Origin of the sequence: Polaromonas sp. (genome assembly GCF_012927415.1) — a bacterium.
Lineage (GTDB): Bacteria > Pseudomonadota > Gammaproteobacteria > Burkholderiales > Burkholderiaceae_C > Polaromonas.
This window is the reverse complement of the sequence record NZ_JABBPF010000024.1, coordinates 1-23,224: the sequence shown is the minus strand read 5'-3', so window position 1 is coordinate 23,224 and position 23,224 is coordinate 1. Positions and strand designations below refer to the sequence as shown.

Here is a 23,224-nt window from a genome sequence, read left to right as displayed (position 1 = left end):
CATCGTCAATCAGCAGCAAATCGAGAGAGTGATAACGTTCCTTGAACTCGTCAAAAGTCTTGCGCTGATAGGCTTTGACCACATCCGATACAAACTGCTCGGCATGAATGTAAAGAACTTTGGCGGCCGGGTTATCAGCCAGCAGTTTGTTGCCGATGGCGTGCATCAGATGGGTCTTTCCCAGACCGACACCGCCGTAAATGAACAACGGGTTGTAAAGCTGACCAAGACTGCTTGCCACATGCAGGGCGGCTGCCCGGCCCATGCGGTTGGCGGTGCCTTCTATCAGCGTATCAAAGGTCAGCGCCGTATTGATCCGGTTTTTGAAGGCGGTGTTAGGAACTTCCTCTACCACGTTTCTGCTAACGGGCTCCTGGGTTCCAAGCCTCTCAAAGTTCCTGACCAGTGTTTCTGGCTTAGTGACCGCTTCTCGCGGAGCAAGCGCTAACTCGATGGCAATCCGTTGCCCTGATATCTTTTCCAGCAGGGCAGCAATGCGCGCCACGTACTGGGTTCGGACCCAATCCAGCTTGAAGCGATTTCCCACCTGGACAGTCACCTTGGACAAATCGGGGGCGACGATCGCCACTAGCGGCCGTATCCAGGTGTTGAACTGCTGCTCGGGTAGTTCCTGGGCCAAATGATCGACACAGGTTTGCCATAGGTCGTGGCCAAGGCTATGCACTAACACTTCATTCATGAAAGGTTTTGGTCTAAACGCGAGTGAAAAGCAGTCGCCAGCTGCTTGTGGATATTGTTAATTTTAGACACCCGTAATTGTAGACGGGCCGCTAGTTATCCACAAATCCCGGGGCTCTGCCGCAGCTTTATTCCTCTTACCTAGCAAACCATTTCTAGCTGAACGTCTTAGCAGAAATCAGGCTAGAAGCGACTTAAAAATGGGTCATCTTGACCTCATTTTGAGCCTCCACTGGAGGATCCCAAAAAAACCTGGGGACAAGGTTGGAATAAGTTGAAACTTATCCACAGGGCGGAACTAAAACTGAAAGTTGTTCATCCCCGACACGAAAGTTCAGTGTCGTTAGGAACAGGCTTAAACAAACGCCAACCGCTTGATTTCAAAAGAAAAAATGAAGCTGTCCACAGACGCGCCGCGTCCTTATCACTACTACTAATTTGAATTAAAGAAATAAAGAACAGAGATAAAAACTTTCCTGCCGCTCCAAATATTGCACATCGTGGCATGTTTAAGCCGATCACCTTTGTCACGCCTGTACACTTTCGCTTGGTCGTTCCTCAAAAGTTTTTCTTCGGGATTGGTTAAAGCTTTTTAAGCAGCTCCAGCGGGTCTCAGCTCGGTTTTTGCACCCGATCAACTAGCTAACTGGTTGCCAGTATTAATAAATCTGCGATAATCTCAGGTTCTCCTAGTCAAAGCGACTTGTTGTTGTTCGCTTGGTCTTGTTTGCCGATTCAGCATTGAGTTCATCTTCAAGGCTCTGCAGATTTGAAAAATAGGGCGAGATCATTCGGAGGCTGTGGAAAGTTTTACAGCGGACAGTCCCAGTAACAAGCCCATAAAAGCCTATCAGGCAAGCAGGATTTATCATGAAACGCACATATCAACCTTCCAAAGTCAAGCGCGCACGGACGCACGGTTTCCTCACGCGTATGAAGACGCGCGGCGGCCGCGCAGTGATTGCTGCCCGTCGCGCCAAAGGCCGCAAGCGCCTGGCCGTATAAGCCTGTTGGCTGGTCTTGAGTTGATGCTCGGCGCTAGTGCAGCGGCTTAAAACCCGACCCCAGTTTCAGGCAGTCCTTGCGGGCTCCATCATTGCCAAAACGACACATTTCGCATTGCATCGAAATATGCTGGAGACACAAGCGGTTCCAATCCGGCCCGGCAAACCGGCTGCCGCACGTGCATTGTTCAGCGTTGCAGAAATGTGGCTGGGCGCGATGGTGCCAAAACGCTGGGCCAAGCGCGCTGCGACACGCAATGCAATCAAACGACAGATTTATACCGTGAGCGCTGATTTTGAACAGCAATTTCCACACGCGGCGTTTGTGGTCAGATTGCGGCGTGGTTTTCCTCGCACGGAATTTATCAGCGCCAGTTCGGAGCAACTCAAACTGTCGGTGCGGCTTGAAGTGCAGGCCTTGATGCTGGCCGGGGCGACCGCACCATGAAGCCTGTTGCCATTTCCCGGGTTATGCGCCTACCGCAAATCGCGCTGATTGCTATGGTGAAAGCCTATCGTCTGTTGCTCAGTCCCTGGCTCGGTTCTGCCTGCCGGTTTGAGCCGACGTGCTCGGTCTATTCGCTGCAGGCACTTCAGCAGCACGGTGCAGCTATGGGCAGCTATCTGACGCTGCGTCGTCTGGTGCGATGTCAACCCCTGTGCGTTGGTGGCCATGATCCGGTGCCGCCTGTGAAGCCCGCTTCCCTTTTTAGCCGTCTGGTCACACCGGCGGCTTCCATTCCTTCTGAAAAGACGCCGTCATGAACGACATCCGCCGCACCATCTGGTGGGTGATTTTTGGTTTCTCAATGGTCTTGTTGTGGGATCAGTGGCAGGTCTTAAACGGGCACAAGTCTCTTTTCCCCTCCAGCAGCCAGGTTGCCAAGGCGCCCGCAGGCGCGGCTTCGACCGTGCCCTCGGTCGTGGCAGGAAATTCTGCGGCTGTGCCCTCCAGCATGACACCGGGTTTGCCCGCGACGCCGGGTGCTGTGCCAACTGGTGCGCCATCAACAGCGCCGGCCGCCCGCAAGGAGCGCGTGATCGTCAGCACCGATGTGCTGACGCTGAGTTTTGACAGCGAAGGTGGCACGCTGGTGCGGTCGGTCTTCAACAAGTACAAGGACCTCACCGACAAAGACGCCGGTTTTGTCCTGCTCGACGACGGCGCCGACCGCGTTTATGTCGCGCAAACCGGTTTGATTGCTCGTGGCGCGGGCGGTGTGCTGCCGACGCACAAGACGCTGATGACAGTGCTGCCTGGTGAGCGCGCCCTCAAGGATGGCGAGAATGAACTTCAGGTCAAATTCGAGTCGGCCGACGTAGGCGGCGTCAAGCTGGTGAAGACATACACGCTCAAGCGCGGCTCTTATGACATCGCCGTTCGCCACGACATCATCAATACCGGCACGGCAGCGGTGACGGCCCAGCTCTACATGCAATTGGTGCGCGACGGCAACGACCCGGTTAACAAGATTCCCGCACCCAAACTGCTGCATTATTTCGGCGTGCAGAACATGCCTTCTTTTTACTCAACTTTCACCGGCCCGGCCGTTTACACCGAAGCCAAGAAGTACCAGAAAGTTGAATTCAAGACGATTGAAGGCAACAAGGTCGATGTAGAAAAAGAGGCCAGTAACGGCTACGTGGCCATGGTTCAGCATTATTTTGCCTCGGCCTGGATACTGCCGGACGGTCTGAAGCGTGACCTGTTTTTGCGCAAGGTTGATACCAATCTTTATGCCGTCGGCATGATCACGCCGCTGGACAGCATTGCGCCCGGCGCGAGCAAGTTCATTGAGTCCAGACTGTTTGTCGGCCCCCAGGAGGAAAAAACGCTTGAAGCGATTACCCCGGGTCTGGAGCTGGTCAAGGACTATGGCTGGCTGACCATTCTCGCCAAGCCGCTGTACTGGCTGCTCGACAAGCTTCATGGCTTCATCCAGAACTGGGGCTGGTCGATCGTGGCGTTGGTGCTGTTGCTCAAGATCGCGTTTTACTGGCTCAATGCCAAAGCTTATTCCAGCATGGCCAAGATGAAGGCGATCAACCCCAAGATCACCGAAATGCGTGCGCGCCTGAAGGACAAACCGCAGGAGATGCAGCAGGCGATGATGAAAATTTATCGTGAGGAGAAGGTCAATCCGGTTGGCGGCTGCTTTCCGATCATGATCCAGATACCGGTGTTTATCGCGCTTTACTGGGTGCTGCTGTCCAGCGTCGAGATGCGCAACGCGCCGTGGGTTCTCTGGATCCACGACCTTTCAGCGCCTGATCCTTACTTCATCCTGCCTATCGTCATGACTCTGACTACGCTGTTGCAGACCGCGCTCAACCCGGCACCTCCCGATCCGATGCAGGCCAAGCTGATGTGGTTCATGCCGCTGATTTTCAGCGTGATGTTCTTCTTTTTCCCGGCCGGACTGGTGCTGTACTGGATCACCAACAACATCCTGTCGATTACCCAACAATGGGTGATCAACACCCGGATGGGCGTGCCGCCGCAGTTCAATCTGCCCAAGTTCAGGTAACAGGTTCCACGCTTGTCACTTCGTGAACTGCACGAGGCCTTGCAGGCTGCGGCTCGCGCGACGCTTCGCTTCGGTCGCTTGTCCAATCCTGCTCCGGCGAGATTGGAGCTGTGGGTTCCAGCTCCTTTAGGGCTCATTTTTCTGCAGGCGGACAGTCAGAAAACTGTCGTTCTTTCTCAGCTTGTTGAAGAGAGCCGCAGCGGAACTGGCTGACATGCTGGCCAGTCACTATCACCCGATTGTTGCCATCGCCACCGCTCCCGGCCGTGGCGCGGTGGGTATTTTGCGCATTTCCGGCCAACAGCTTGCACCCATCATCGCTGCCATTTGTGGTCGCGCATTGTTGCCCCGGCAGGCAACTTACCTGCCCTTTCAGGATGCCCAGAGCAAGGTGATCGATCAGGGCCTGGCGCTCTATTTCCCCGCCCCCCACTCCTATACGGGTGAGGACGTGCTGGAACTCCAGGCGCATGGTGGGCCAGTCGTGCTCCAGTTGCTGCTGGCGCGATGCCTGGAAGCGGGTGCTGCGCTCAATCCGGCCACCGGCCTCGCGTGGATGCCCGGGCTGCGCGTGGCCCGTCCAGGCGAGTTCACCGAGCGGGCCTTCCTGAACGATAAGATTGACCTGGCGCAGGCCGAAGGCATCGCCGACCTGATCGACGCCAGCACCGAAGCGGCGGCACGTTCAGCCGCCCGGTCTATGGCAGGCGAATTTTCTCGCGCTGTCAACACTCTGCTGGAGCAGCTGATTCATCTGCGCATGCTGGTCGAGGCCACGCTGGACTTTCCTGAAGAAGATATCGACTTTTTGCAACAGGCCGATGCGCAGGGCCAACTGCAGCGTCTGCAGCAGACACTGGCCAGCGTGCTGCAAAAGGCAACGCAAGGCGCCATTTTGCGGGAAGGGATCAAGGTAGTAATCGCCGGCCAGCCCAATGCCGGCAAGAGCTCCCTGCTCAATGCGCTGGCCGGCGCGGAACTGGCCATTGTCACGCCGGTTGCCGGCACCACGCGTGACAAGGTTTCGCAACTGATCCAGATAGACGGCGTACCCCTGCATGTGGTCGACACGGCAGGCCTGCGCGAGGCGCAGGACGAAGTCGAAAAAATCGGCGTGGAACGGGCGTGGACAGAAATTAAAAGCGCCGACGCCGTGCTGTTTCTGCATGACCTGACACGCCAGCAAACGTCTGAAAATAGGCCAGAAGCTATTGATTACATAGCAGCTGATGCCCGTATCGCAAAGACTTTGGCCCAGAAATTACCCAAAAATACGCCGATCATCGATGTCTGGAACAAAGCCGACCTGGCCAGCCCTTCGTCTTTGAGCCGGCCCGTCGGCGGGGTGTTGATCTCCGCCAAAACCGGCATCGGCTTGCCGTCCCTGCGCCAGCAGCTGCTGCAGTTGGTGGGCTGGCAAGCCGCGCCGGAGGGGGTGTTCATGGCGCGGGAGCGCCATTTGGACGCGCTGCACCGGGTGCGGGAGCAACTGCTTGCCGCCCACCGGCAGCTGCACTCGAGCAGACCGGCGCTGGACCTGCTGGCCGAGGATTTGCGGCAGGCGCAGCTCCATTTGAGCGACATCACCGGTGTTTTTACTTCGGATGATTTGCTGGGCGAGATATTTTCCCGCTTCTGTATCGGCAAGTAACCGTCGTTCTCATGCGATTCTTCATCGGCAAACCTTGCCTCAGCCTGCGGTTCAACGCAGACCACAAAATCGCTTTTGTGTATCATTTGTTAGTAAAAGTTAACAAGCCTTGTTTGCCTCGGTAAGCACAGGTATCTTCGCGCCACCATGAATGTTCTTATGCCTGCCGTCGCCCCGTCCGATATTCAGGGTCTGGTGCGCGCCATTGCGCATTGCAGCGCCAGCGACGCCTTGCGCTGTCAGTTCAGCCAGCCGCATTGGGACATTCTGGGCGCGCACATGCAGCCGTTTGCCCTGAATCAGGGTCAAGTGCTGATGGAGCAGGGGACGCTCGACCGTACCCTGTATGTCATCGAAAGCGGCAACCTGAGCGTTCACTACGAAGACAAAAAATCGCGCGTCAGGATGGCGTTGGTGGGGGCTGGCACCGTGCTGGGCGAGGGCTCATTTTTTTCCCACCAGCCGCGCAGCGCCTCCGTGCATGCCTCGACCCCCTGCAAATTGTGGTGCCTCACGCCGATACGCTTTACCGAGTTGGCCAGCCGCCACAGCCCGATTGCGCTGGAGCTGACGCTTGCCCTGGGTTCTGTCATGGCCAGACGGCTGTATCTTCGTCCCCGGCGGGTTGCGGTCACTTGACAGGGCTGCAGGCCGCCGCTGCGGAACTTTGGTTTCACGTCAGCCGGACAAGCCCGACAGATCGCGGTCACGCCAATCCCAGTCAAGCGGGGAAGTCCCCCTTGATTGACTTGGCAGCTCAATTCCCGTCCACTGGATAAACGACAATCATAGAAAAAGCGTCCTGTCGCGCCATCGGGCGGTGATGCAAACCGCGAATTACGCAAAAGTACGCAATCGTTATAAGGTCCCGCCAGATGTCTTTTTTCAACTGGTTTTCCGGTAAAAACCGCCAGACACGCCACACCACCGGTGGTGTGGCAATCCGCGCCGGTGAAAAGCCTGCGATTGCCTTGCCTCAGCGTCTGGTACCGGACACCAGGCACAGTGAAGGCGAGCGAAAGGTCAAACGTCACGCCCGCCGCGAGCAGATGTACGTGGCCATCCGGGAGGCCATGACCCGGGCCGGCGTTTTGTCCGCCAGCTATAAATTCAAGGTCCTTTCCCTGGACCAGGGCGGGCACGAGTTTCTGGTCATGATGGACCTGGAAAAAGTCGTAGGCGACCCGACGCCCCAACTTGGCGCGATCGAGGCGCTGATTGTGCAAGGTGCCAAACTACGCTTTGAAATCACAGTGCCCGCTGTCTACTGGCGTCTTCATGAGCTGCCAGCGGCCGGCAAGCCGGTATTGCAGGGTGCGATACCTGCCGCATCGGGCCGACAGCTCAAAGCGGCAACGTCACAGCACCAGCCGATTCAGCCCGACGAAGTGGCGGCGTTCCAGCAAGCCTTGCTTTCGGCTTGTGCACGCGGCCCCGCCGAAGTAGCCGGAAACGGCGTAAAAATGCGCAGTGGATTTCGGTCGCCCGCGCCACCGCTGCATGACTTTGAAGACACTGAAATGACGGAGGCGGCGTCTTCACCGGCGCTGAGCAACACGCAATACGGTGAATTGAATTAAAAGCCGTCGTCGCATCGAAGCCAGAGCCGCCCTGCGCCTGCATCAGTGAGATCAGCAGCAGCGAGCGGGCGGTTTGATCGGTTTTCAGCTTAAATTTGCTTCACATCCAGCAAGTACGGTTGTCTTCAGCTATTTTTTTAATAGCAAAAAAACCTCGGGCGCTAGCCCCCGAAAAGATCCATCAGTGTGAACAGCGACGCTTTCGGCCTTCGGCGGGGCCGAGACACACAGCCAGGGCAGGTCCACCGTAATTGCGCCCCCGGTGACAAGAGTGTCGATTTTCCTTCAGTCATTTTTTTACAGCCAGGTGGGCGCTGCCAGTGCTGATTAGATCGTCGATCAACCGTACCTGTCGTCAGGTTTTACCGCATCGGTGTGCAACTCCACCGTAACACTTGCTGCCTGGCAGTTGGCTCAGGTCTGCAGCAAAGCCTGTTCGGCGATGGCCAGGGCTTCGGGTTTGCCCGACAACACCAGCGTGTCGCCGTCTTGCAGCCGTGTTTCGTCTAGTGCTTTGAGGGTTTTTCCGTTGCCGCGCCGCAGACTGACGACGCGCACGCCGGCCGTTTGCGAGGCCAGGGCACCCAGCGTCTGGCCGATCGATTTGAGGCCGGTTGTCAGCGTCATTGTGGACAGGCGTTCCTGCCCGAGTTCATCGGCAGTGTCGTCATCGGCGCCGCGGAAATAGCCTCGCAGCAGGTTGTAACGCGCGTCGCGCTGGTCCTGCACCACGCGGATCACGCGGCGCATGGGCACGCCGACCAGTGCCAGCGCATGGCTGGCCAGCATCAGGCTGCCTTCTATGGCTTCGGGCACGACTTCGGTAGCGCCGCCTGCCTTGAGCTTTTCCAGGTCACGGTCATCCACCGTGCGCACAATCACAGGGACCGTGGGCGCATGGGCGCGCGCGTTGGCCAGCACCTTGAGCGCACTGGCCGTGTCCAGGTAGGTCACCACGACGGCGCTGGCGCGGGCCAGGCCAGCGGCCATCAGCGCCTGCAGGCGAACCGCGTCGCCAAACACCACGGAGTTGCCGGCAGCAGAGGCCTGGCGCACGCGGTCGGGGTCAAGGTCCAGAGCCATGTAGGGAATGCCTTCGCGCTCCAGCATGTGGCCCAGGTTCTGGCCGCAACGACCATAACCGCAAATGATGACGTGCCTGTTCACGTTCATCGATCTGGTCGCAATCGTTGTCATCTGAAGCGACTGCAGCAGCCATTCGCTGGAAACCAGCTTCATTACGATGCGGTTGCTGTACATGATGATGAAGGGTGTGGCCAGCATCGACAACACCATGCAGGCCAGGATCGGATTCATCAGGACGGGCGGTATCAGCGCGCCCTTTTGTGCCAATGACAGCAACACAAAACCGAATTCGCCGGCCTGAGCCAGGTACAGGCCGGTACGCAGCGACACGCCGGCCGTAGCACCCAGCCAGCGTGTCAGCGCGGTGACCAGCACCAGCTTGAAGAGCACCGGCAAGGTCAGCAGCAGCACCACACCCGCCCAGTGCCGCGCAACTTCCCGCCAGTCCAGCATCATGCCGACGCTGATGAAAAAGAGCCCCAGCAGCACATCGTGAAAAGGCCGGATGTCGATCTCGACCTGGTGTTTGTACTGAGTTTCCGAAATCAGCATGCCGGCGATGAAGGCGCCCAGCGCCAGGCTCAGACCGGCCAGTTCGGTCAGCCAGGCCAGCGCCAGCGTGACCAGCAGCAAGTTGAGCACAAACAGTTCCTCGCTCCTGCGCCTGGCCACCAGTGTGAGCCACCAGCGCATGACATGCTGACCGCCGGTCAGCAGCAGGCCAACCAGCAGGGTAGCTTTCAGTGCGGCCAGCGCCAGCGCCGTGAACAGCTTGTCGGCGGGCGAACCCAGGGCCGGAATCAGCACCAGCAGGGGCACCACGGCCAGGTCCTGGAACAGCAGCACGCCCATCACGCGCTTACCGTGTTCAGAAGCCATTTCCAGCCGTTCCGACAGCAGTTTGACGACAATAGCCGTGCTGCTCATGGCCATCACTCCCGACAGTGCCAGCGCGGTCTGCCATCGCATCTGCCAGACCGTGGGTGCCATGCTGGCAAAGAACAGCGAACCCATGGTGATGAGCGCCATGCTGAGCGCAACCTGCAGCAGGCCGAGCCCGAAGACGTGACGCCGCATTGAGCGCAGCTTGGGCAGGTTGAATTCCAGCCCGATCACAAACATCAGGAACACCACGCCAAATTCGCCCAGGTGGCGCACCCCGTCTGAATTTTTTGCCAGCGCCAGTGCGTGCGGGCCAATCACCACGCCGACGGCCAGGTAGCCCAGCATGGGCGGCAGTTTGAGTGAACGGCAGGCAACCACACCCAGCACTGCGGCCAGCAGATACAGCAGGGTCAGTTCAAGCGCGCTCATGTTTCGATGGTAGCGGATGGGTTCGCGGCTGCCGGGATTTTTTGCCCGGGCAGCCACACGGTTTTCCGCGGTGCACCTCTATAGAATGCAGCCATGAAAGTTGATGCCGCGAACCTTGATGCACCGCAAGCGCTGAGCCTTGCCCGAAAGACTTTTGAGATAGAGGCGGCCGCTGTGCTCGCGTTGGCCGAACGGGTCGGCGACGAGTTCGTGCAGGCTGTTGGCCTGATGTTGGCCTGCCCTAGCCGCGTCGTGGTCATGGGCATGGGCAAAAGTGGGCACATCGGCCGCAAGATTGCCGCCACGCTCGCCTCCACCGGAACACCGGCCCTGTTTGTCCATCCGGCTGAAGCCAGCCATGGCGATCTGGGCATGATCCAGCCGAGCGACCTGGTGCTGGCCATTTCCAACAGTGGCGAGAGCGAAGAGCTGGTTGCGCTACTTCCGGTGCTGAGCCGGCTGGGCGTGCCGCTGATCGCCATCACCGGCGGTCTCCAATCGACGCTGGGCAGGCAGGCAGACGTAATTCTGGACAGCAGTGTCGCCAGGGAAGCCTGTCCGTTGAACCTGGCGCCCACCTCCAGCACGACGGTGCAACTCGCGCTGGGCGATGCGCTGGCCGTGGCGCTGCTGGACGCGCGCGGTTTCAGGGAAGAAGATTTTGCGCGTTCCCATCCTGGCGGCGCGCTCGGCCGAAAATTGCTGACACACGTTCGTGACGTGATGCGCAGCGGCGAAGATGTGCCGCAGGTAAGGCCAGACACGTCTTTTACCGAACTCATGCGCGAGATGAGCGCCAAGGGTTTTGGGGCGTCCGCCGTGGTCGATGACAAGCAAGGCGTGCTGGGCATTTTTACCGATGGTGACCTGCGTCGTCTGGTGGAAAAAGGCGTGGACTTGCGCAGCCGCACGGCGGGCGAGGTCATGCATGCCGATCCGCGTACGGTGCGCGCAGATTCGCTGGCCGTCGAGGCCGCAGCGCTGATGGAATTGCACCGCATCACCAGCGTGCTGGTGCTGGACGATGCCGGCGTGTTGTGCGGGGCGCTCAACAGCAACGACCTCATGCGGGCGAAAGTAATATGACCTCCACGCCCGCCGCTGCGAGCGCTACGCTGCCCCCTGAGCAGCCTGGCCTTGGTTGGGGCGGTCCGGCGCTGCGGCCGTTGACTTCCACGCCGGGCGCCTTGGCTCCCGCCCTGAGTTTTGCGCCCGAGCTGTTGCTTAGGGCGCAAGGGATACGCGTGGCGTTTTTTGATGTGGATGGCGTGTTGACGGATGGCGGTCTTTATTTTTCGGAGGAGGGTGAAAGCCTCAAGCGCTTCAACACCCTGGATGGTCACGGCCTGAAACTGCTGCAAAAGGCGGGCATTACGCCTGCGGTCATCACCGGGCGCGACAGCCTGGCGCTGCGCGCGCGGCTGCAAGCGCTGGGCATCACGCAGGCACACTTTGGCACCGAAGACAAACGGCCCGCCGCCGAACTCACGCTGCGGGCACTTGGGCTTGACTGGAACAGTGCTGCGGCGATGGGTGATGACTGGCCCGATTTGCCGGTGCTGCGCCGCGTGGCTCTGAGTTGCGCGCCGGCCAATGCCCACCTGGAGGTCAAGGCGTATGCCCACCATGTCACGCAGGCTGGTGGCGGTCAGGGTGCAGCCCGCGAATTCTGCGATTTATTGCTTCTTGCCAGCGGATGCTATGCCAGCCTGCTGCGCGAGTACACCCGATGAAAGGCAGCCTGACCGATCCGGCCCCGGACCGACCCGGCGTGTTGCCGCAGAAGAAAGACGTCTGGAGCGGTATTCTGCGCCTGTGGGACCGTACCGCCATTTACATGCCGCTATTGATGATGGGCGTGCTCGCGCTGGGCACTTACTGGCTGGTACGCAACACGCCGACGCTCAGCGGCCCGCAGGTTGCCCTGCAGGCGGGCCATGAGGTGGATTACTTCATGCGCAAATTTACCGTGAAAAACTTCGATGAGAGCGGCAAGCTGAAGAGCGAGATTTACGGCACGGAGGCGAGGCATTTTCCGGATACCGACATCCTCGAAATCGACCAGGCCAGAATTCGCAGCATTACTCCTGACGGGCAGGTCACCACGGCCACGGCGATCCGGGCCTACACCAACGGCGATGGCTCGGAAGTCCAGCTGACCGGTAACGCGCGCGTCATACGCGAAGCCAGCAAAGACGCGGCGGGCCGGGAGAACCCGCGCCTTGAATTTCGGGGTGAGTTTCTCCATGCGTTTTTGAACGAGGAGCGGGTCACGTCCCACAAGCCGGTGCTGCTGATTCGCGGTAATGACCAGTTCACCGGCGACAACTTTTCCTATAACAACCTGGACCAGGTTGCCCTTCTCAAGGGCCGCGTCAGGGGGGTACTGATGCCGAAATCGCCACCCCGACCGCTTCCCTAAGTCAGCGCACGCGTCCGTGGCCAGCAGCGGCCGGTCCGACCCACTTCAAACCACAGGCGCCAAACCCACCATGTCCAGACTCGTGTTCATCACCGGCGCCTCGAGCGGCATTGGTCAGGCCCTGGCCTTGCGCTATTACGCGGCGGGCTACCGGCTGGCACTCGCAGCGCGCCGCACCGCCGAGGTCAATGCGTGGGCGGGGGCGAATGGTATCTCGCCTGGCCGGTGCCAGGTCTACAGCGCTGATGTGTCCGACATCGACAGCATCGTGGCCGCAGGTCAGGCCTGCATTGCGGCGCAGGGCCTGCCCGACGTAGTGATCGCCAATGCAGGCATCAGCATCGGCATGGACACCACCGTTCGAGAAGACCTGACCATCATGGCGCAGACGCTGGCTACCAACATCACCGGTGTGGCCGCCACCTTCCACCCCTTTGTCGGGGGCATGATAATACGCGGAACCGGCGAGCTGGTGGGTATCGGCAGCGTGGCCGGCATACGCGGCCTGCCGGGGCACGGTGCCTATTGCGCCAGCAAGGCGGGTGTCATCAGTTACTGCGAGAGCCTGCGTGGGGAGCTCAAGTCCAGCGGAGTAAAGGTAGTGACGATTTGCCCGGGCTACATCGACACGCCCCTAACCCGTCAAAACCGATATTCCATGCCGTTTCTGATGACGGCCAAAGACTTTGCCGACAGAGCCTTTGGCGCCGTTCAGGCTGGCCACAGCTACCGCGTCATTCCGTGGCAAATGGGTGGCATCGCTAAATTGTTGCGGTTGCTGCCGAACGCAATATTTGATTGGGCCCTATCGGGTCGCGCGCGCAAACGCCGCCAGAGCGAACCCTGAGCGGATCGTCTGAAAGCTGTCACTGGTTGCGAGATTTTCGCTGGCAGCTATTCATTCGCTACGAAAAACATAGCAAACAGAAGCGATGACTAAGGGACAACAACGCAAAAAAGCTTCAAAACCGAAATTTTGAAGCTTTTTCAGAGCCTGCTTCAATCCTGGATTGAAGAGGCTGCATTTTGTACTGGCCAGTTAGCCAACTGCAAGGGAGCAGGACTTAGTAGCCGCCGCGTCCACCACCACCACCGCCGCCACCGGAGCGTCCGCCGCCAGCACCGCCGCCGCCGTACGGGCTGCGGAAACCGCCGTCGCTGCCGCCGCCGGACGAACGTCCACCGCCGCCGTAACCACCGCCGCCGCCGCCAGAACCGCCACCGCCGCCAGCACCACCGCCATACCCACCGCCGCCGCCACCAAAGCCGCCGGTACGTGGAGGACGTGCCTCCATCGGACGAGCTTCATTCACGACAACACTACGGCCGCCCAACGGCTGGCCGTTCATGCCGTTAATAGCAGCCTGCGCTTCTGCATCGCTTGCCATTTCGACAAAACCAAAGCCTTTGGAACGACCCGTGTCACGCTCCATCATGACTTTGGCGCTGGTGACAGCGCCGAATTGACCAAAAGATTGTTGCAGGTCTTCGTCACGCACCGAGTAAGGCAGGTTGCCGACGTATAGTTTGTTGCCCATGAAGGGACTCCTCTAAAACACAAAAACAAAAGCGATGGGGTCCCGAAAGCACAACAAATCTTATACGTACCGCTGTAGCGCGCGAAACTGACCGATCACCCAACGTGCGCGAATGCTTGCATTCGCTCGCACATATTATGCGTGAGTTATTCAAAACACAACCTCTGGCGTTGCGGATGTTGGGCTGCCGGTCGCCTCAACCGGTGTTTTGACGGGTTCCGCGCATTTCTCACCCAAGCAGGGCAAGCCGGCACGGAAAAAACCCGCAGCCAAAGCAAAAACATATCAACTCACCGGCAACTCCCGGCGTGTCGGGCAGGGTAACCAACGCAGAAGACGGCATGAGGCGGCCGAGTTACGTGGCAAGCGGGGAAACTAAAATTTCCAATTCAATCAATATGTTGACAGACAGTTTGTGCTCACATACATATTAATTAAGGGCGCATTCCGATGAACGTGAAGGTTGTTGGTAATGACCTTGTGCGCGTGCGCGCGCGGTTTGGTTGTACAGCGATCACCCAGTTTCATTCCGTCCCTGACGCAAATTGGGGACCGTACCCTCCCAGCAACAGACTGATAAGTTGTTACATAAATTTCAATTCGGTAGCGCCCATTTTTTTATTTGGATTTAACTCTGCTGGTCCGAAAAATCGGTAAATTGCAAAAGTCCATTCGGTGGCGCGACGGGCCAGTCGCAGCGGGATTGGCGGCGTCATTTATTGCAGCCGCAGGTGTCACCGAGGCCACTGGACAAGCTCGTTGGTGGGCGTGATGGACAGTTCCTGGTAAATTTCGTGCGGCGAAAGCGCCCGTCATTTCCGCGTCGAAAACAACTTAACGCTGGCTGCAAGCGCTGCATGCAAACACCCGGCACCTAAAAAAGTTCGCCCGTTGCAGGGCGTTGCCCGGATCGCCCCAGTCGATGGGATTACGGCGAAGTGGCCATCGGACTTGACGCAAAGCCGATCGACCTCATCACCTTCATCATCTGTCTGTGTGTCTGTCGTTGCCACCAACCAGAAATCGCTGCGAGTCAGGTTGGATCCCCCTGTATCTCAGAAAGCCGACCAGGCAACTCTTGAGTCGGGCGCGATTGCGAAGCGGAGACTTCCGCAACGCGATTGGTCACTCCGGCAGCGAGGGGGCCGCAAACCGCGCCAAATTGAACAAAATCGGCCGCTGGTCCAGAGTTAATGGCTACACGTTGCTATTGAATAAATAGCATTTCGTCCCGCAAGTTACCACGTCACTTCCCGCTCGGGCGTGGCGCCAATGCGGTGAATGGAACGGTCCGCCCCTTCAAATTCTTCCTCCTGGCTCAGTCGCAACCCCATGGTTTTTTTCAGCGTGCCGTAAACCAGCAAACCCATTAGCAGCGCCCAGGTCACCCCCATGGCACTGCCCACCAGCTGCGCGGCCAGACTGACGCCACCCAGGCCGCCCAAGGCCTTGCTGCCAAAAATGCCTGCCGCGATGCCGCCCCAGGTGCCGCACAAGCCGTGCAGCGGCCAGACGCCGAGCACATCGTCGATCTTCCACTTGTTCTGCGTCAGGGTAAACATGATCACAAAAACGGCCCCCGCAACGCAGCCCACGACCAAGGCGCCCAGCGGATGCATGACATCAGAGCCTGCACACACCGCCACCAGCCCCGCCAGCGGACCGTTGTACACAAAACCAGGGTCATTTTTACCCACCACCAGAGCGGCTAAAGTGCCGCCCACCATGGCCATCAACGAATTGACGGCAACCAGGCCTGACAGTTTGTCGATGGTTTGCGCGCTCATCACATTGAAGCCGAACCAGCCCACGGTCAATATCCAGGCGCCCAGCGCCAGAAAGGGAATGCTGGAAGGCGGATGCGCGGACACGCCCCCGTCCTTGCGATATCGGTTGCTTCGCGCACCCAGCAGTATTACCGCCGGCAAGGCCAGCCAGCCGCCCACCGCGTGAACCACTATGGACCCGGCAAAATCATGAAATTCCGCACCCGTGACAGACAGGATCCAAGCTTGAACGCCAAAGTGGTGGTTCCAGACAACACCCTCAAAGAAGGGGTAAACCAGGCCAACGATAACTGCCGTTGCGATCAGTTGAGGATAAAAGCGAGCGCGTTCGGCGATCCCGCCCGAAATAATGGCCGGAATGGCAGCAGCAAAAGTAAGCAGGAAAAAGAACCTGACCAACTCAAAACCATTTTTGGCCGCAAGCGCTTCTGCGCCGACAAAAAAATGGGTGCCATAAGCCACGCCATAACCCACCAGAAAATAGGCCACAGTTGATACCGAAAAATCCACCAGGATTTTGACCAACGCATTGACCTGATTTTTCTGGCGGACCGTGCCCAGTTCGAGAAATGCGAAACCGGCATGCATTGCCAGCACCATGATGCCGCCCAACAGGATGAATAAGGCATCTGAGCCCTGTTTTAGTGCTTCCATAACTCGTTCTTTCAATTCAATGTGATTGTTTGGTGCGTTTCTACGCTGGTTTGACTTTGTGCACCAAATGCAAGCAAGAAATGCGCCTTGATAGTGCTAAAAAGCGTCCTAAATCGATTTACGGGGATCTCCTCGGGGTAAATTGTTGCGACGAGAGCTACAATATGGACTGTCATTGGGGAGTAGCCAGCCTTTCATTCCTGAAAGGCGCTTGCGTCAACACACTTGTCCGACATGGACATGGCGCTAGCGGTCTTCGGATCACGCGAGACCTTTGACTGCACAGCATCCAGAGCTTTAACCAGCGACAGGCCGGATGAGTTGTGCAGTCATTGGTTTTATCCGGCCGGAGTCATTTCATGGAAGCTTTCCTCGTCTCCACCGGTATCGTCGCGCTCGCCGAAATGGGCGATAAAACCCAGCTTCTCGCGTTGGTGCTTGCTGCGCGGTTTCGCAAACCCTGGCCCATCGTCCTGGGCATTTTTGTTTCCACCATCGTCAATCATGCGATGGCGGGTGCCGTGGGGGCCTGGGTCACCACCTTCCTGGGCCCGCAAACCCTGCGCTGGATCTTGGGAATTTCCTTTGTTGCCATGGCGGTGTGGATGTTGATTCCCGACAAGATCGGTAAAGATGACATTGAAAAAAAATCACCTCGCTTCGGGGTGTTCGGCACCACTGTGTTGGTGTTTTTTCTCGCCGAAATGGGCGACAAAACCCAGATTGCGACCGTGATGCTGGCCGCACGCTATGACGCCTATTTCTGGGTCGTAGCCGGCACCACGCTGGGCATGATGCTGGCCAATGCGCCGGTGGTCTGGCTCGGCAGCCGTTTCATGCATTTGATCCCGTTGCGAGTGGTCCATATTGTCTCGGCGCTCGTCTTTGCCGCGTTGGGTTTGCTGGCGCTGGCAGTGCCCGCCTAGATTGCTATACTGAAGCTGCGCCGATTTGCTGAGCTTGCGGGCGCGTAAAAAGTACCGCTAAAGACGTCCCTCGATGAACCCGGACTCGCTTTTGGCGATGCCGGGTTTTCTTTTGCCTCTTCGTTTTACGGTTTCCTCTACTGGTTTCGTGCCATTTACCGTGGGTCCACTTACCGTGTCTTTTCCTTCAGTCCTGGTCGCCACGCCAAAGTCCATGCACTTTGCCGAGGTCCTGCCCTTGCGCAGCGGTGCATCGATTCGTGCATACGACCTGAGTTATGAAACCTACGGCGAACTCAATGCCGACAAATCCAACGCCGTGCTGATCTGCCATGCGCTTAACGCTTCGCATCATGTGGCCGGCGTTTACCTGGACGCTGACGGCGGCGTCATGGCCAAATCCGAAGGCTGGTGGGACACCATGATTGGTCCGGGCAAGCCGGTCGATACCAACCGCTTTTTTGTCATTGGCGTGAACAATCTGGGCTCGTGTTTTGGCTCTACCGGGCCGATGCAAGTCAACCCCGACACGAATGCAATCTACGGTGCCGATTTTCCGGTCGTCACGGTGCAGGACTGGGTCAGCGCGCAGGCCAGGCTGCTTGATGCGCTGGGCGTCCAGACGTTGGCTGCTGTCATGGGCGGCAGCCTGGGCGGCATGCAGGCGCTGGCCTGGACGCTTCAATATCCTGAACGCGTGCGGCACGCCGCAGTGGTGGCGAGCGCGCCCAATCTGACGGCGGAAAACATTGCCTTCAACGAAGTTGCGCGCCGCGCCATCGTGACCGACCCCGACTTTCACGGCGGACACTTTTACCAGCACGGCGTGCTGCCCAAGCGCGGTCTGCGCATTGCCCGCATGATCGGCCATATCACCTACCTGAGCGACGACGTGATGAACGACAAGTTTGGCCGCCAGCTCCGCCAGCCCGTTGCGCAAAAAGTAGATATTGGCGAATCTGGCGCCGGGCCGGAACAGGCCAGTTCAGCCTTTCAGGGGGACCGCGTAGTAAATGAAGAAAAAGGCGTGGGAGTCTTCAAGTATTCAACGCAGGATGTCGAGTTTGAAATCGAAAGCTATCTGCGCTACCAAGGCGATAAGTTTGCCGAATATTTTGACGCCAACACTTACCTGCTGATCACCCGCGCGCTCGACTACTTTGATCCAGCTGGCGAATTCGGTGGTGATCTGAGCCGCGCACTGGCGAAGGCCAGCGCCAAATTCCTGCTCGTGAGCTTTACCACCGACTGGCGGTTTGCACCGGCTCGCAGCCGGGAAATCGTCAAGGCCCTGCTCGACAACCAGCGTGATGTAAGTTACGCCGAAATCGACGCACCACATGGGCACGATGCCTTTTTACTCGATGACGCCCGTTACCTGGGCGTGGTGCGCTCTTATTTCCAGAGCAAGGTGGCGGTATGACTGAACCAGTGGTGCTGAACCGCCAGCCGAACCTCGACCAGCTGTCGATTGCCCGGCTGGTGCCTGTCGGCTCCCGCGTGCTGGATCTGGGTTGTGGCACCGGTGAGCTGCTGGACTACCTGATTCGCGAACGGGGATGCTCGGGCTACGGCGTGGAAATTGACGATGCCAATGTGCAGGCTTGCGTGGCGCGCGGCGTTAATGTGATCCAGTTCAATCTGGAAGATGGTCTGGCGCTGTTTGGCGACCGCTCGTTTGACGTGGTGCTTCAGATTGATACCCTGCAGCACCTGCGCAATGCCGAAGTCATGCTGCGGGAAACCGCCCGAGTGGGCCGCATCGGCGTTGTGGCCTTTCCCAATTTTGCCCACTGGCCGAATCGGCTGGCCGTGCTGCGCGGCCGCATGCCGGTGACCAGGGTGCTGCCCTACCAATGGTATGACACACCCAACATTCGCGTCGGCACGCTGCGGGACTTTGAGGCGCTGGCGCTGCAGAACCATTTACAGGTGCTCGATGCGTTCGGTCTGCAGGACGGCAAGGAAATCCGCTTCTGGCCCAATGCGCGCGCCAGCCGGGCGGTGTTCAAATTGCAGCGGACTTGAGCCGCGACAGCGATTGGCGCCAGGCGGGTGTTGGTGATAGCATTAATCCATCGGGATTTCAGCCTTCCGACTCTTCACAGATAGACGGTGTCCCGTCCAAGCGCTGGCAACTGACTTGGAGTTTTCCGTGGACACCCTGTTTTCTGATCAACCGCATTCTATTTCCCCCCAAGAACTTGCTGCCCGCATGGGCAGCGCTGACGCGCCCTTGCTGCTTGACGTGCGGCGCGAAGAGAACTTTCTGGAGAGCCCTTCCAGGCTGGCGGGAGCATTGCATTGCGCGCCAGAAAATCTAGCCGCTTTTGCTGCAACCCGGCCGTTGCGAGCGGTGGTGGTGTATTGCGTTTACGGGCATAACGCCAGCGAAGATGCAGCGGCCACGCTGCGGGCAGCAGGCTGGAATGCGCGCAGGCTGGCTGGCGGCATTTTGGGTGGCGAAGAGGGCATCGATGCGGCTCAAGACATCGCCGAGTGGCGTACGCATCGACCACTCACCATACTCAAGCGGCCCGATTGGGGTGTGACCGGCAAACAGGCCTCGCGCTGGATCACGCGCGAGCGGCCCAAAATCGACCGGGTTGCCTGCCCCTGGCTGATTCGCCGTTTCATTGATCCGCGTGCGGAGTTTTTCTACGTGCCAACAGCGCAGGTGCTGCGCGAAGCGAAAAATCTGGGCGCGGTGGCGTTTGATATTCCCGGCGCACCGGTGTCGCACGAGAGCGCGCTCTGCAGTTTTGACGTGTTGCTGCGTGAGTTTGCGCTGGTCGATCCGGCACTGGCGACCCTGGCCCGCATCGTGCGCGGTGCCGATACCGACCAGCTTGAACTCGCGCCCCAGTCGGCGGGCCTGCTGGCCTTCTCGCTGGGACTGTCACGCCTGCACGCCGACGACCACGCCATGCTGGAAGCGGCCCTGCCGCACTACGATGCGCTTTATGCCTGGTGCCGCAATGCGCAGGACGAGCCGCACAGCTGGAAGCCCGAAACCATGATGGGCGCGGGGCAATGACCTTGCCGACTCAAATGACGCCAAGAACGCTAGAACAATCGCCAGCTGCCCCACCCGTTATATCCTTCAGCGAGGCCTTGCGTTTCTGGCTGCAGCTCGGCTTCATCAGCTTTGGCGGGCCGGCCGGGCAGATTTCCATCATGCATCGCGAGCTGGTCGAAAAGCGGCGCTGGGTGTCTGAAAAGCGCTTTCTGCACGCGCTCAACTTCTGCATGGTGCTGCCTGGCCCCGAGGCGCAGCAGCTCGCCACCTACCTGGGCTGGCTGATGCACCGCACTTGGGGCGGCGTAGTGGCCGGTGCACTGTTCGTGCTGCCGTCGCTGGTGCTGCTGATTGCGCTGAGCTGGATTTACATGGCTTTTGGCCAGCAGCCGCTGGTGGCGGGAATTTTTTATGGCATCAAGCCGGCAGTGGCGGCCATCGTGCTACATGCCTTGCACAGAATTGCCAGTAAATCCTTGGGTAATCCGCTCCTGTCGCCCGCTCCCTGGGCGATAGCAGCCCTGAGTTTTATCGCAATCTGGGCCCTGAAGCTGCCCTTTCCGCTGATCGTGGTGGGTGCGATGCTGATCGGTGCCCTGCTCGCCCGGGTCGCTCCGTCGACGCGGATGCGTGGTGATGGCCGTGTATTGGTTGCCCAAAGCGTCCACGACTTGGCCGTGATCGACGACGACACACCGACGCCGCCGCACGCGTTGTTCAAGGTGTCACGGCTGCTCGCTGTGCTGCTGGCCGGCGCAGCACTCTGGCTGCTGCCGATGGCCGTGCTGTTCTTCAACTACGGCTGGCGCGGCACGCTGACGCAGATCGGCTGGTTTTTTACCAAAGCCGCGCTGCTGACCTTTGGCGGAGCCTACGCGGTACTGCCTTATGTGAACCAGGCCGCGGTTGAGCACTACCACTGGCTCAGCACGGCGCAGATGATGGACGGTCTGGCGCTCGGCGAAACCACGCCTGGCCCGCTCATTATTGTGGTGGCCTTTGTCGGTTTCGTCGGCGGCTGGGCCAAGCAGGTAGCAGGGCCGGACGCACTGTTTCTGGGCGCTGCGCTGGCTGCCTGCGTGGCGACCTGGTTCACTTTTTTGCCCTCCTTCATTTTCATTCTGGCGGGCGGGCCGTGGGTTGAGTCCACGCGTGGCAACCTGAAGCTGACCGCTCCGCTGGCTGCGGTGACTGCCGCCGTGGTCGGCGTGATTGCCAATTTAGCGCTATTTTTCATCGTGGCTATCGCCTATCCCGCAGGCGCTGGAGGCCGGTTAGACACCCAGGCCGATTGGGTCGCACTGACGCTGGCCACCCTGGCTGCGCTGGCCTTGTGGCGGTTGAAATGGGGCGTAATTCCTGTGATTGCGGTCGCGGCAGGGGCGGGACTGCTGCTGCGCTGGCTTGGCTTGGCCTGAATGACCGGCGCGGCGGCCGACGGTATGCTCGGATCCTGGCAATGAACCCTTCTGACGGCCGCGCGGCCATTCCCGTCCTGAGCCTGCTGATGCGTCTGGCCGAGCGCCTGTTTGGCGGCTGGGTCCGGCAACTTACGCCGGGCACGCTGCGCGCCGATGCGATGGCGGGTTTGCTGGGCGCGGTGCTGGTGTTGCCGCAAGGCATTGCGTTTGCCACGCTGGCCGGCCTGCCGCCCGAGTATGGGTTGTATACCGCCATTGTTCCCTGCATCATCGCTGCGCTGTTCGGCTCAAGCTGGCACGTCATGTCGGGCCCGACCAATGCCAATTCGCTGGCGCTGTTTGCCATGCTGTCGCCGTTGGCCATGGCCTTCAGCCCGGCGTATATCCAGCTTGCGCTGGCCGTCACCGTGATGGTTGGCGTGCTGCAATGGTTGATTGGCGTGCTGCGTCTCGGCGTGCTGGCCAATTTCATTGCGCCGGCGGTGCTGTTTGGCTTCACTTCAGGGGCGGCGCTGCTGATTGCCGTGCATGCGCTACCAGATCTGCTTGGCCTGGCCGCCGCGCCCGCGCACGGTGCTGGCGCCGTGCTCCTGCATGTACTCAGGCAACTGCCCTCGGCGCAACCCGCTGCGCTGGCCGTTGCTGCCATCACGCTGACTGTGGCGCTGCTGCTGCGCCGTTTTCGCCGCCGCTGGCCCTATATGTTGATCGGGCTGGTGGTGGCGACCGCGTTGGCATGGGGGGGGAGTCATTTCCTGCCTGGCGCAAGCGCTACACCGTCTTCGGCGCTGCGCATCGTTGGGCAGATTGCTACGCCGTGGCCGCGCTTCGAGCTGCCACGCATCAGTTGGGCGCAGGCGTCGGAGCTGGTCGGCCTGGCGTTCGCATTGACCATTGTGGCGCTTGGGCAGGCGATTTCTATCGCCAAGACGGTGGCCTTGCGCTCCGGCCAGCGCATTGATGCCAACCGCGAGTTTCGCGGCCAGGGGCTGTCCAACATCGTTGGCGGATTTTTCTGGTGTTTTGTGTCGTGCGGCTCGATGAATCGCTCCATGCCCAACCTGGAGGCTGGCGCACGCACACCGCTGTCGTCGGTGTTCTCCGCGCTGTTGCTCTTGACTCTGGTGGCGCTCAGCGCGCCGCTGCTGGCGCAAATACCCATGGCCGCCCTGTCGGCGCTGCTGGTGCTGGTAGCGCTGGCCCTGCTCGACGTTGCGCGCTGGCGCCAGCTGTTTTTCCTGAGTCGCGGCGATTTCGGCGTGGCGCTGGCCACCATGGTGGCCACCGTCACAATCCGGCTGGAGATTGCCATTTTGCTCGGCATGCTGCTGTCGCTGATGTCTTTTCTGTACCGCACCTCGCGGCCAGCCATGCGCAGCATGGGTTTTGACAGCCGCGCGCCGGACCGCCAGTTCGTAGTGATTGATGATGCAGAGCATCCGGCGGATCTAACAGGCCGCAGCGCCGGGCCGCCCCAGGCAAGGCCAGCCCCCTTGGGGGGCAGCGCAGTGCGTGAAGTGACAAGCGAGGGGGCCACCGGCCGCAGCGCCGGGCCGCCCCAAGCAAGGCCAGCCCCCTTGGGGGGCAGCGCAGTG

Annotated in this window: 21 protein-coding genes and 1 riboswitch; of the genes, 17 read left to right on the top strand and 4 right to left on the bottom strand. The window is 59.5% G+C overall.

Annotated elements, in window-relative coordinates; translation table 11 throughout:
- Positions 1 to 700, bottom strand: a 700-nt coding sequence (locus HHJ19_RS02440) for a DnaA/Hda family protein (RefSeq protein ID WP_296903746.1), incomplete at its 3' end; no start/stop codon positions are given.
- An 869-nt stretch (positions 701 to 1,569) separates the two neighbouring features.
- On the opposite strand from HHJ19_RS02440, the gene rpmH reads away from it, so the two are divergent.
- The 7 genes from rpmH to HHJ19_RS02405 all read left to right on the top strand — a co-directional run bounded on the left by rpmH (position 1,570) and on the right by HHJ19_RS02405 (position 7,462).
- Positions 1,570 to 1,704, top strand: a complete 135-nt coding sequence (rpmH, locus tag HHJ19_RS02435) for a 50S ribosomal protein L34 (protein ID WP_007862708.1) — start codon at positions 1,570 to 1,572, stop codon at positions 1,702 to 1,704.
- Between the two features lie 36 nt (positions 1,705 to 1,740).
- A complete protein-coding gene (locus HHJ19_RS02430; protein WP_296903745.1) occupies positions 1,741 to 2,151 on the top strand; it encodes a ribonuclease P protein component in 411 nt (136 codons plus the stop codon).
- Positions 2,148 to 2,468: a membrane protein insertion efficiency factor YidD gene (gene yidD, locus HHJ19_RS02425; protein ID WP_296903744.1), complete on the top strand. Its 321-nt coding sequence runs from the start codon at positions 2,148 to 2,150 to the stop codon at positions 2,466 to 2,468. The genes HHJ19_RS02430 and yidD overlap by 4 nt, the downstream gene beginning before the upstream one ends.
- On the top strand, positions 2,465 to 4,231 hold the full coding sequence (yidC, locus tag HHJ19_RS02420) for a membrane protein insertase YidC (RefSeq protein WP_296903743.1): 1,767 nt from the start codon (positions 2,465 to 2,467) through the stop codon (positions 4,229 to 4,231). The genes yidD and yidC overlap by 4 nt, the downstream gene beginning before the upstream one ends.
- A gap of 214 nt (positions 4,232 to 4,445) precedes the next feature.
- Positions 4,446 to 5,882, top strand: coding sequence for a tRNA uridine-5-carboxymethylaminomethyl(34) synthesis GTPase MnmE (gene mnmE, locus HHJ19_RS02415; RefSeq protein WP_296903748.1), 1,437 nt, complete (start codon positions 4,446 to 4,448; stop codon positions 5,880 to 5,882).
- 147 nt (positions 5,883 to 6,029) lie between these two features.
- The gene (locus HHJ19_RS02410) at positions 6,030 to 6,521 is read left to right on the top strand and encodes a Crp/Fnr family transcriptional regulator (RefSeq protein WP_296903742.1); all 492 of its coding nucleotides are present in this window, start codon (positions 6,030 to 6,032) and stop codon (positions 6,519 to 6,521) included.
- 236 nt (positions 6,522 to 6,757) lie between these two features.
- Positions 6,758 to 7,462 (top strand): hypothetical protein, encoded by a 705-nt coding sequence (locus HHJ19_RS02405; protein WP_296903741.1) that lies wholly within the window; start codon positions 6,758 to 6,760, stop codon positions 7,460 to 7,462.
- Positions 7,463 to 7,876: 414 nt separating this feature from the next.
- Here HHJ19_RS02405 and HHJ19_RS02400 read toward each other — a convergent pair whose 3' ends face one another.
- Positions 7,877 to 9,862, bottom strand: coding sequence for a monovalent cation:proton antiporter family protein (locus HHJ19_RS02400; protein WP_296903740.1), 1,986 nt, complete (start codon positions 9,860 to 9,862; stop codon positions 7,877 to 7,879).
- Positions 9,863 to 9,955: 93 nt separating this feature from the next.
- Here HHJ19_RS02400 and HHJ19_RS02395 point away from each other — a divergent pair, with 93 nt between their 5' ends.
- The 4 genes from HHJ19_RS02395 to HHJ19_RS02380 all read left to right on the top strand — a co-directional run bounded on the left by HHJ19_RS02395 (position 9,956) and on the right by HHJ19_RS02380 (position 13,131).
- Positions 9,956 to 10,948 carry a KpsF/GutQ family sugar-phosphate isomerase gene (locus tag HHJ19_RS02395; protein ID WP_296903739.1) on the top strand — a complete coding sequence of 331 codons (993 nt, stop codon included), beginning with the start codon at positions 9,956 to 9,958 and terminating at the stop codon, positions 10,946 to 10,948.
- The gene (locus HHJ19_RS02390; RefSeq protein ID WP_296903738.1) at positions 10,945 to 11,595 is read left to right on the top strand and encodes an HAD hydrolase family protein; all 651 of its coding nucleotides are present in this window, start codon (positions 10,945 to 10,947) and stop codon (positions 11,593 to 11,595) included. The genes HHJ19_RS02395 and HHJ19_RS02390 overlap by 4 nt, the downstream gene beginning before the upstream one ends.
- Positions 11,596 to 11,699: 104 nt before the next feature.
- The gene (gene lptC, locus HHJ19_RS02385; protein ID WP_296903747.1) at positions 11,700 to 12,284 is read left to right on the top strand and encodes an LPS export ABC transporter periplasmic protein LptC; all 585 of its coding nucleotides are present in this window, start codon (positions 11,700 to 11,702) and stop codon (positions 12,282 to 12,284) included.
- A 70-nt stretch (positions 12,285 to 12,354) separates the two neighbouring features.
- Positions 12,355 to 13,131, top strand: coding sequence for an SDR family oxidoreductase (locus HHJ19_RS02380; RefSeq protein ID WP_296903737.1), 777 nt, complete (start codon positions 12,355 to 12,357; stop codon positions 13,129 to 13,131).
- Between the two features lie 217 nt (positions 13,132 to 13,348).
- Here the strand turns inward: HHJ19_RS02380 and HHJ19_RS02375 are convergent, their stop codons facing one another.
- Positions 13,349 to 13,822, bottom strand: coding sequence for an RNA-binding protein (locus HHJ19_RS02375; RefSeq protein WP_296903736.1), 474 nt, complete (start codon positions 13,820 to 13,822; stop codon positions 13,349 to 13,351).
- Between the two features lie 1,238 nt (positions 13,823 to 15,060).
- Complete coding sequence (locus tag HHJ19_RS02370) at positions 15,061 to 16,263, bottom strand: ammonium transporter (RefSeq protein ID WP_296903735.1); 1,203 nt, start codon at positions 16,261 to 16,263, stop codon at positions 15,061 to 15,063.
- A 160-nt stretch (positions 16,264 to 16,423) separates the two neighbouring features.
- A riboswitch (yybP-ykoY riboswitch) is annotated at positions 16,424 to 16,561 on the top strand.
- 61 nt (positions 16,562 to 16,622) lie between these two features.
- Here HHJ19_RS02370 and HHJ19_RS02365 point away from each other — a divergent pair.
- The 6 genes from HHJ19_RS02365 to HHJ19_RS02340 form a co-directional block, all read left to right on the top strand.
- On the top strand, positions 16,623 to 17,189 hold the full coding sequence (locus HHJ19_RS02365) for a TMEM165/GDT1 family protein (protein ID WP_296903734.1): 567 nt from the start codon (positions 16,623 to 16,625) through the stop codon (positions 17,187 to 17,189).
- Between the two features lie 175 nt (positions 17,190 to 17,364).
- Complete coding sequence (locus HHJ19_RS02360) at positions 17,365 to 18,612, top strand: homoserine O-acetyltransferase (protein ID WP_296903733.1); 1,248 nt, start codon at positions 17,365 to 17,367, stop codon at positions 18,610 to 18,612.
- Positions 18,609 to 19,217 carry a methionine biosynthesis protein MetW gene (gene metW / locus HHJ19_RS02355; protein ID WP_296903732.1) on the top strand — a complete coding sequence of 203 codons (609 nt, stop codon included), beginning with the start codon at positions 18,609 to 18,611 and terminating at the stop codon, positions 19,215 to 19,217. The genes HHJ19_RS02360 and metW overlap by 4 nt, the downstream gene beginning before the upstream one ends.
- A 127-nt stretch (positions 19,218 to 19,344) precedes the next feature.
- The gene (locus tag HHJ19_RS02350) at positions 19,345 to 20,226 is read left to right on the top strand and encodes a sulfurtransferase/chromate resistance protein (RefSeq protein WP_296903731.1); all 882 of its coding nucleotides are present in this window, start codon (positions 19,345 to 19,347) and stop codon (positions 20,224 to 20,226) included.
- A 14-nt stretch (positions 20,227 to 20,240) separates the two neighbouring features.
- Positions 20,241 to 21,626 (top strand): chromate efflux transporter, encoded by a 1,386-nt coding sequence (chrA, locus tag HHJ19_RS02345; RefSeq protein WP_296903730.1) that lies wholly within the window; start codon positions 20,241 to 20,243, stop codon positions 21,624 to 21,626.
- Between the two features lie 41 nt (positions 21,627 to 21,667).
- The coding region (locus tag HHJ19_RS02340) for a SulP family inorganic anion transporter (protein WP_296903729.1) at positions 21,668 to 23,224 on the top strand (1,557 nt) is incomplete at its 3' end.

Excerpts from the sequence above, each read along its gene's own strand:
- rpmH (WP_007862708.1), top strand. The coding sequence starts at position 1,570 with ATGAAACGCACATATCAACCTTCCAAAGTCAAGCGCGCACGGACGCAC.
- yidD (WP_296903744.1), top strand. The coding sequence starts at position 2,148 with ATGAAGCCTGTTGCCATTTCCCGGGTTATGCGCCTACCGCAAATCGCG.
- yidC (WP_296903743.1), top strand. The coding sequence starts at position 2,465 with ATGAACGACATCCGCCGCACCATCTGGTGGGTGATTTTTGGTTTCTCA.
- mnmE (WP_296903748.1), top strand. The coding sequence starts at position 4,446 with ATGCTGGCCAGTCACTATCACCCGATTGTTGCCATCGCCACCGCTCCC.
- HHJ19_RS02410 (WP_296903742.1), top strand. The coding sequence starts at position 6,030 with ATGAATGTTCTTATGCCTGCCGTCGCCCCGTCCGATATTCAGGGTCTG.
- HHJ19_RS02405 (WP_296903741.1), top strand. The coding sequence starts at position 6,758 with ATGTCTTTTTTCAACTGGTTTTCCGGTAAAAACCGCCAGACACGCCAC.
- HHJ19_RS02400 (WP_296903740.1), bottom strand. The coding sequence starts at position 9,862 with ATGAGCGCGCTTGAACTGACCCTGCTGTATCTGCTGGCCGCAGTGCTG.
- HHJ19_RS02395 (WP_296903739.1), top strand. The coding sequence starts at position 9,956 with ATGAAAGTTGATGCCGCGAACCTTGATGCACCGCAAGCGCTGAGCCTT.
- HHJ19_RS02390 (WP_296903738.1), top strand. The coding sequence starts at position 10,945 with ATGACCTCCACGCCCGCCGCTGCGAGCGCTACGCTGCCCCCTGAGCAG.
- lptC (WP_296903747.1), top strand. The coding sequence starts at position 11,700 with ATGCCGCTATTGATGATGGGCGTGCTCGCGCTGGGCACTTACTGGCTG.
- HHJ19_RS02380 (WP_296903737.1), top strand. The coding sequence starts at position 12,355 with ATGTCCAGACTCGTGTTCATCACCGGCGCCTCGAGCGGCATTGGTCAG.
- HHJ19_RS02375 (WP_296903736.1), bottom strand. The coding sequence starts at position 13,822 with ATGGGCAACAAACTATACGTCGGCAACCTGCCTTACTCGGTGCGTGAC.
- HHJ19_RS02370 (WP_296903735.1), bottom strand. The coding sequence starts at position 16,263 with ATGGAAGCACTAAAACAGGGCTCAGATGCCTTATTCATCCTGTTGGGC.
- HHJ19_RS02365 (WP_296903734.1), top strand. The coding sequence starts at position 16,623 with ATGGAAGCTTTCCTCGTCTCCACCGGTATCGTCGCGCTCGCCGAAATG.
- metW (WP_296903732.1), top strand. The coding sequence starts at position 18,609 with ATGACTGAACCAGTGGTGCTGAACCGCCAGCCGAACCTCGACCAGCTG.
- chrA (WP_296903730.1), top strand. The coding sequence starts at position 20,241 with ATGACGCCAAGAACGCTAGAACAATCGCCAGCTGCCCCACCCGTTATA.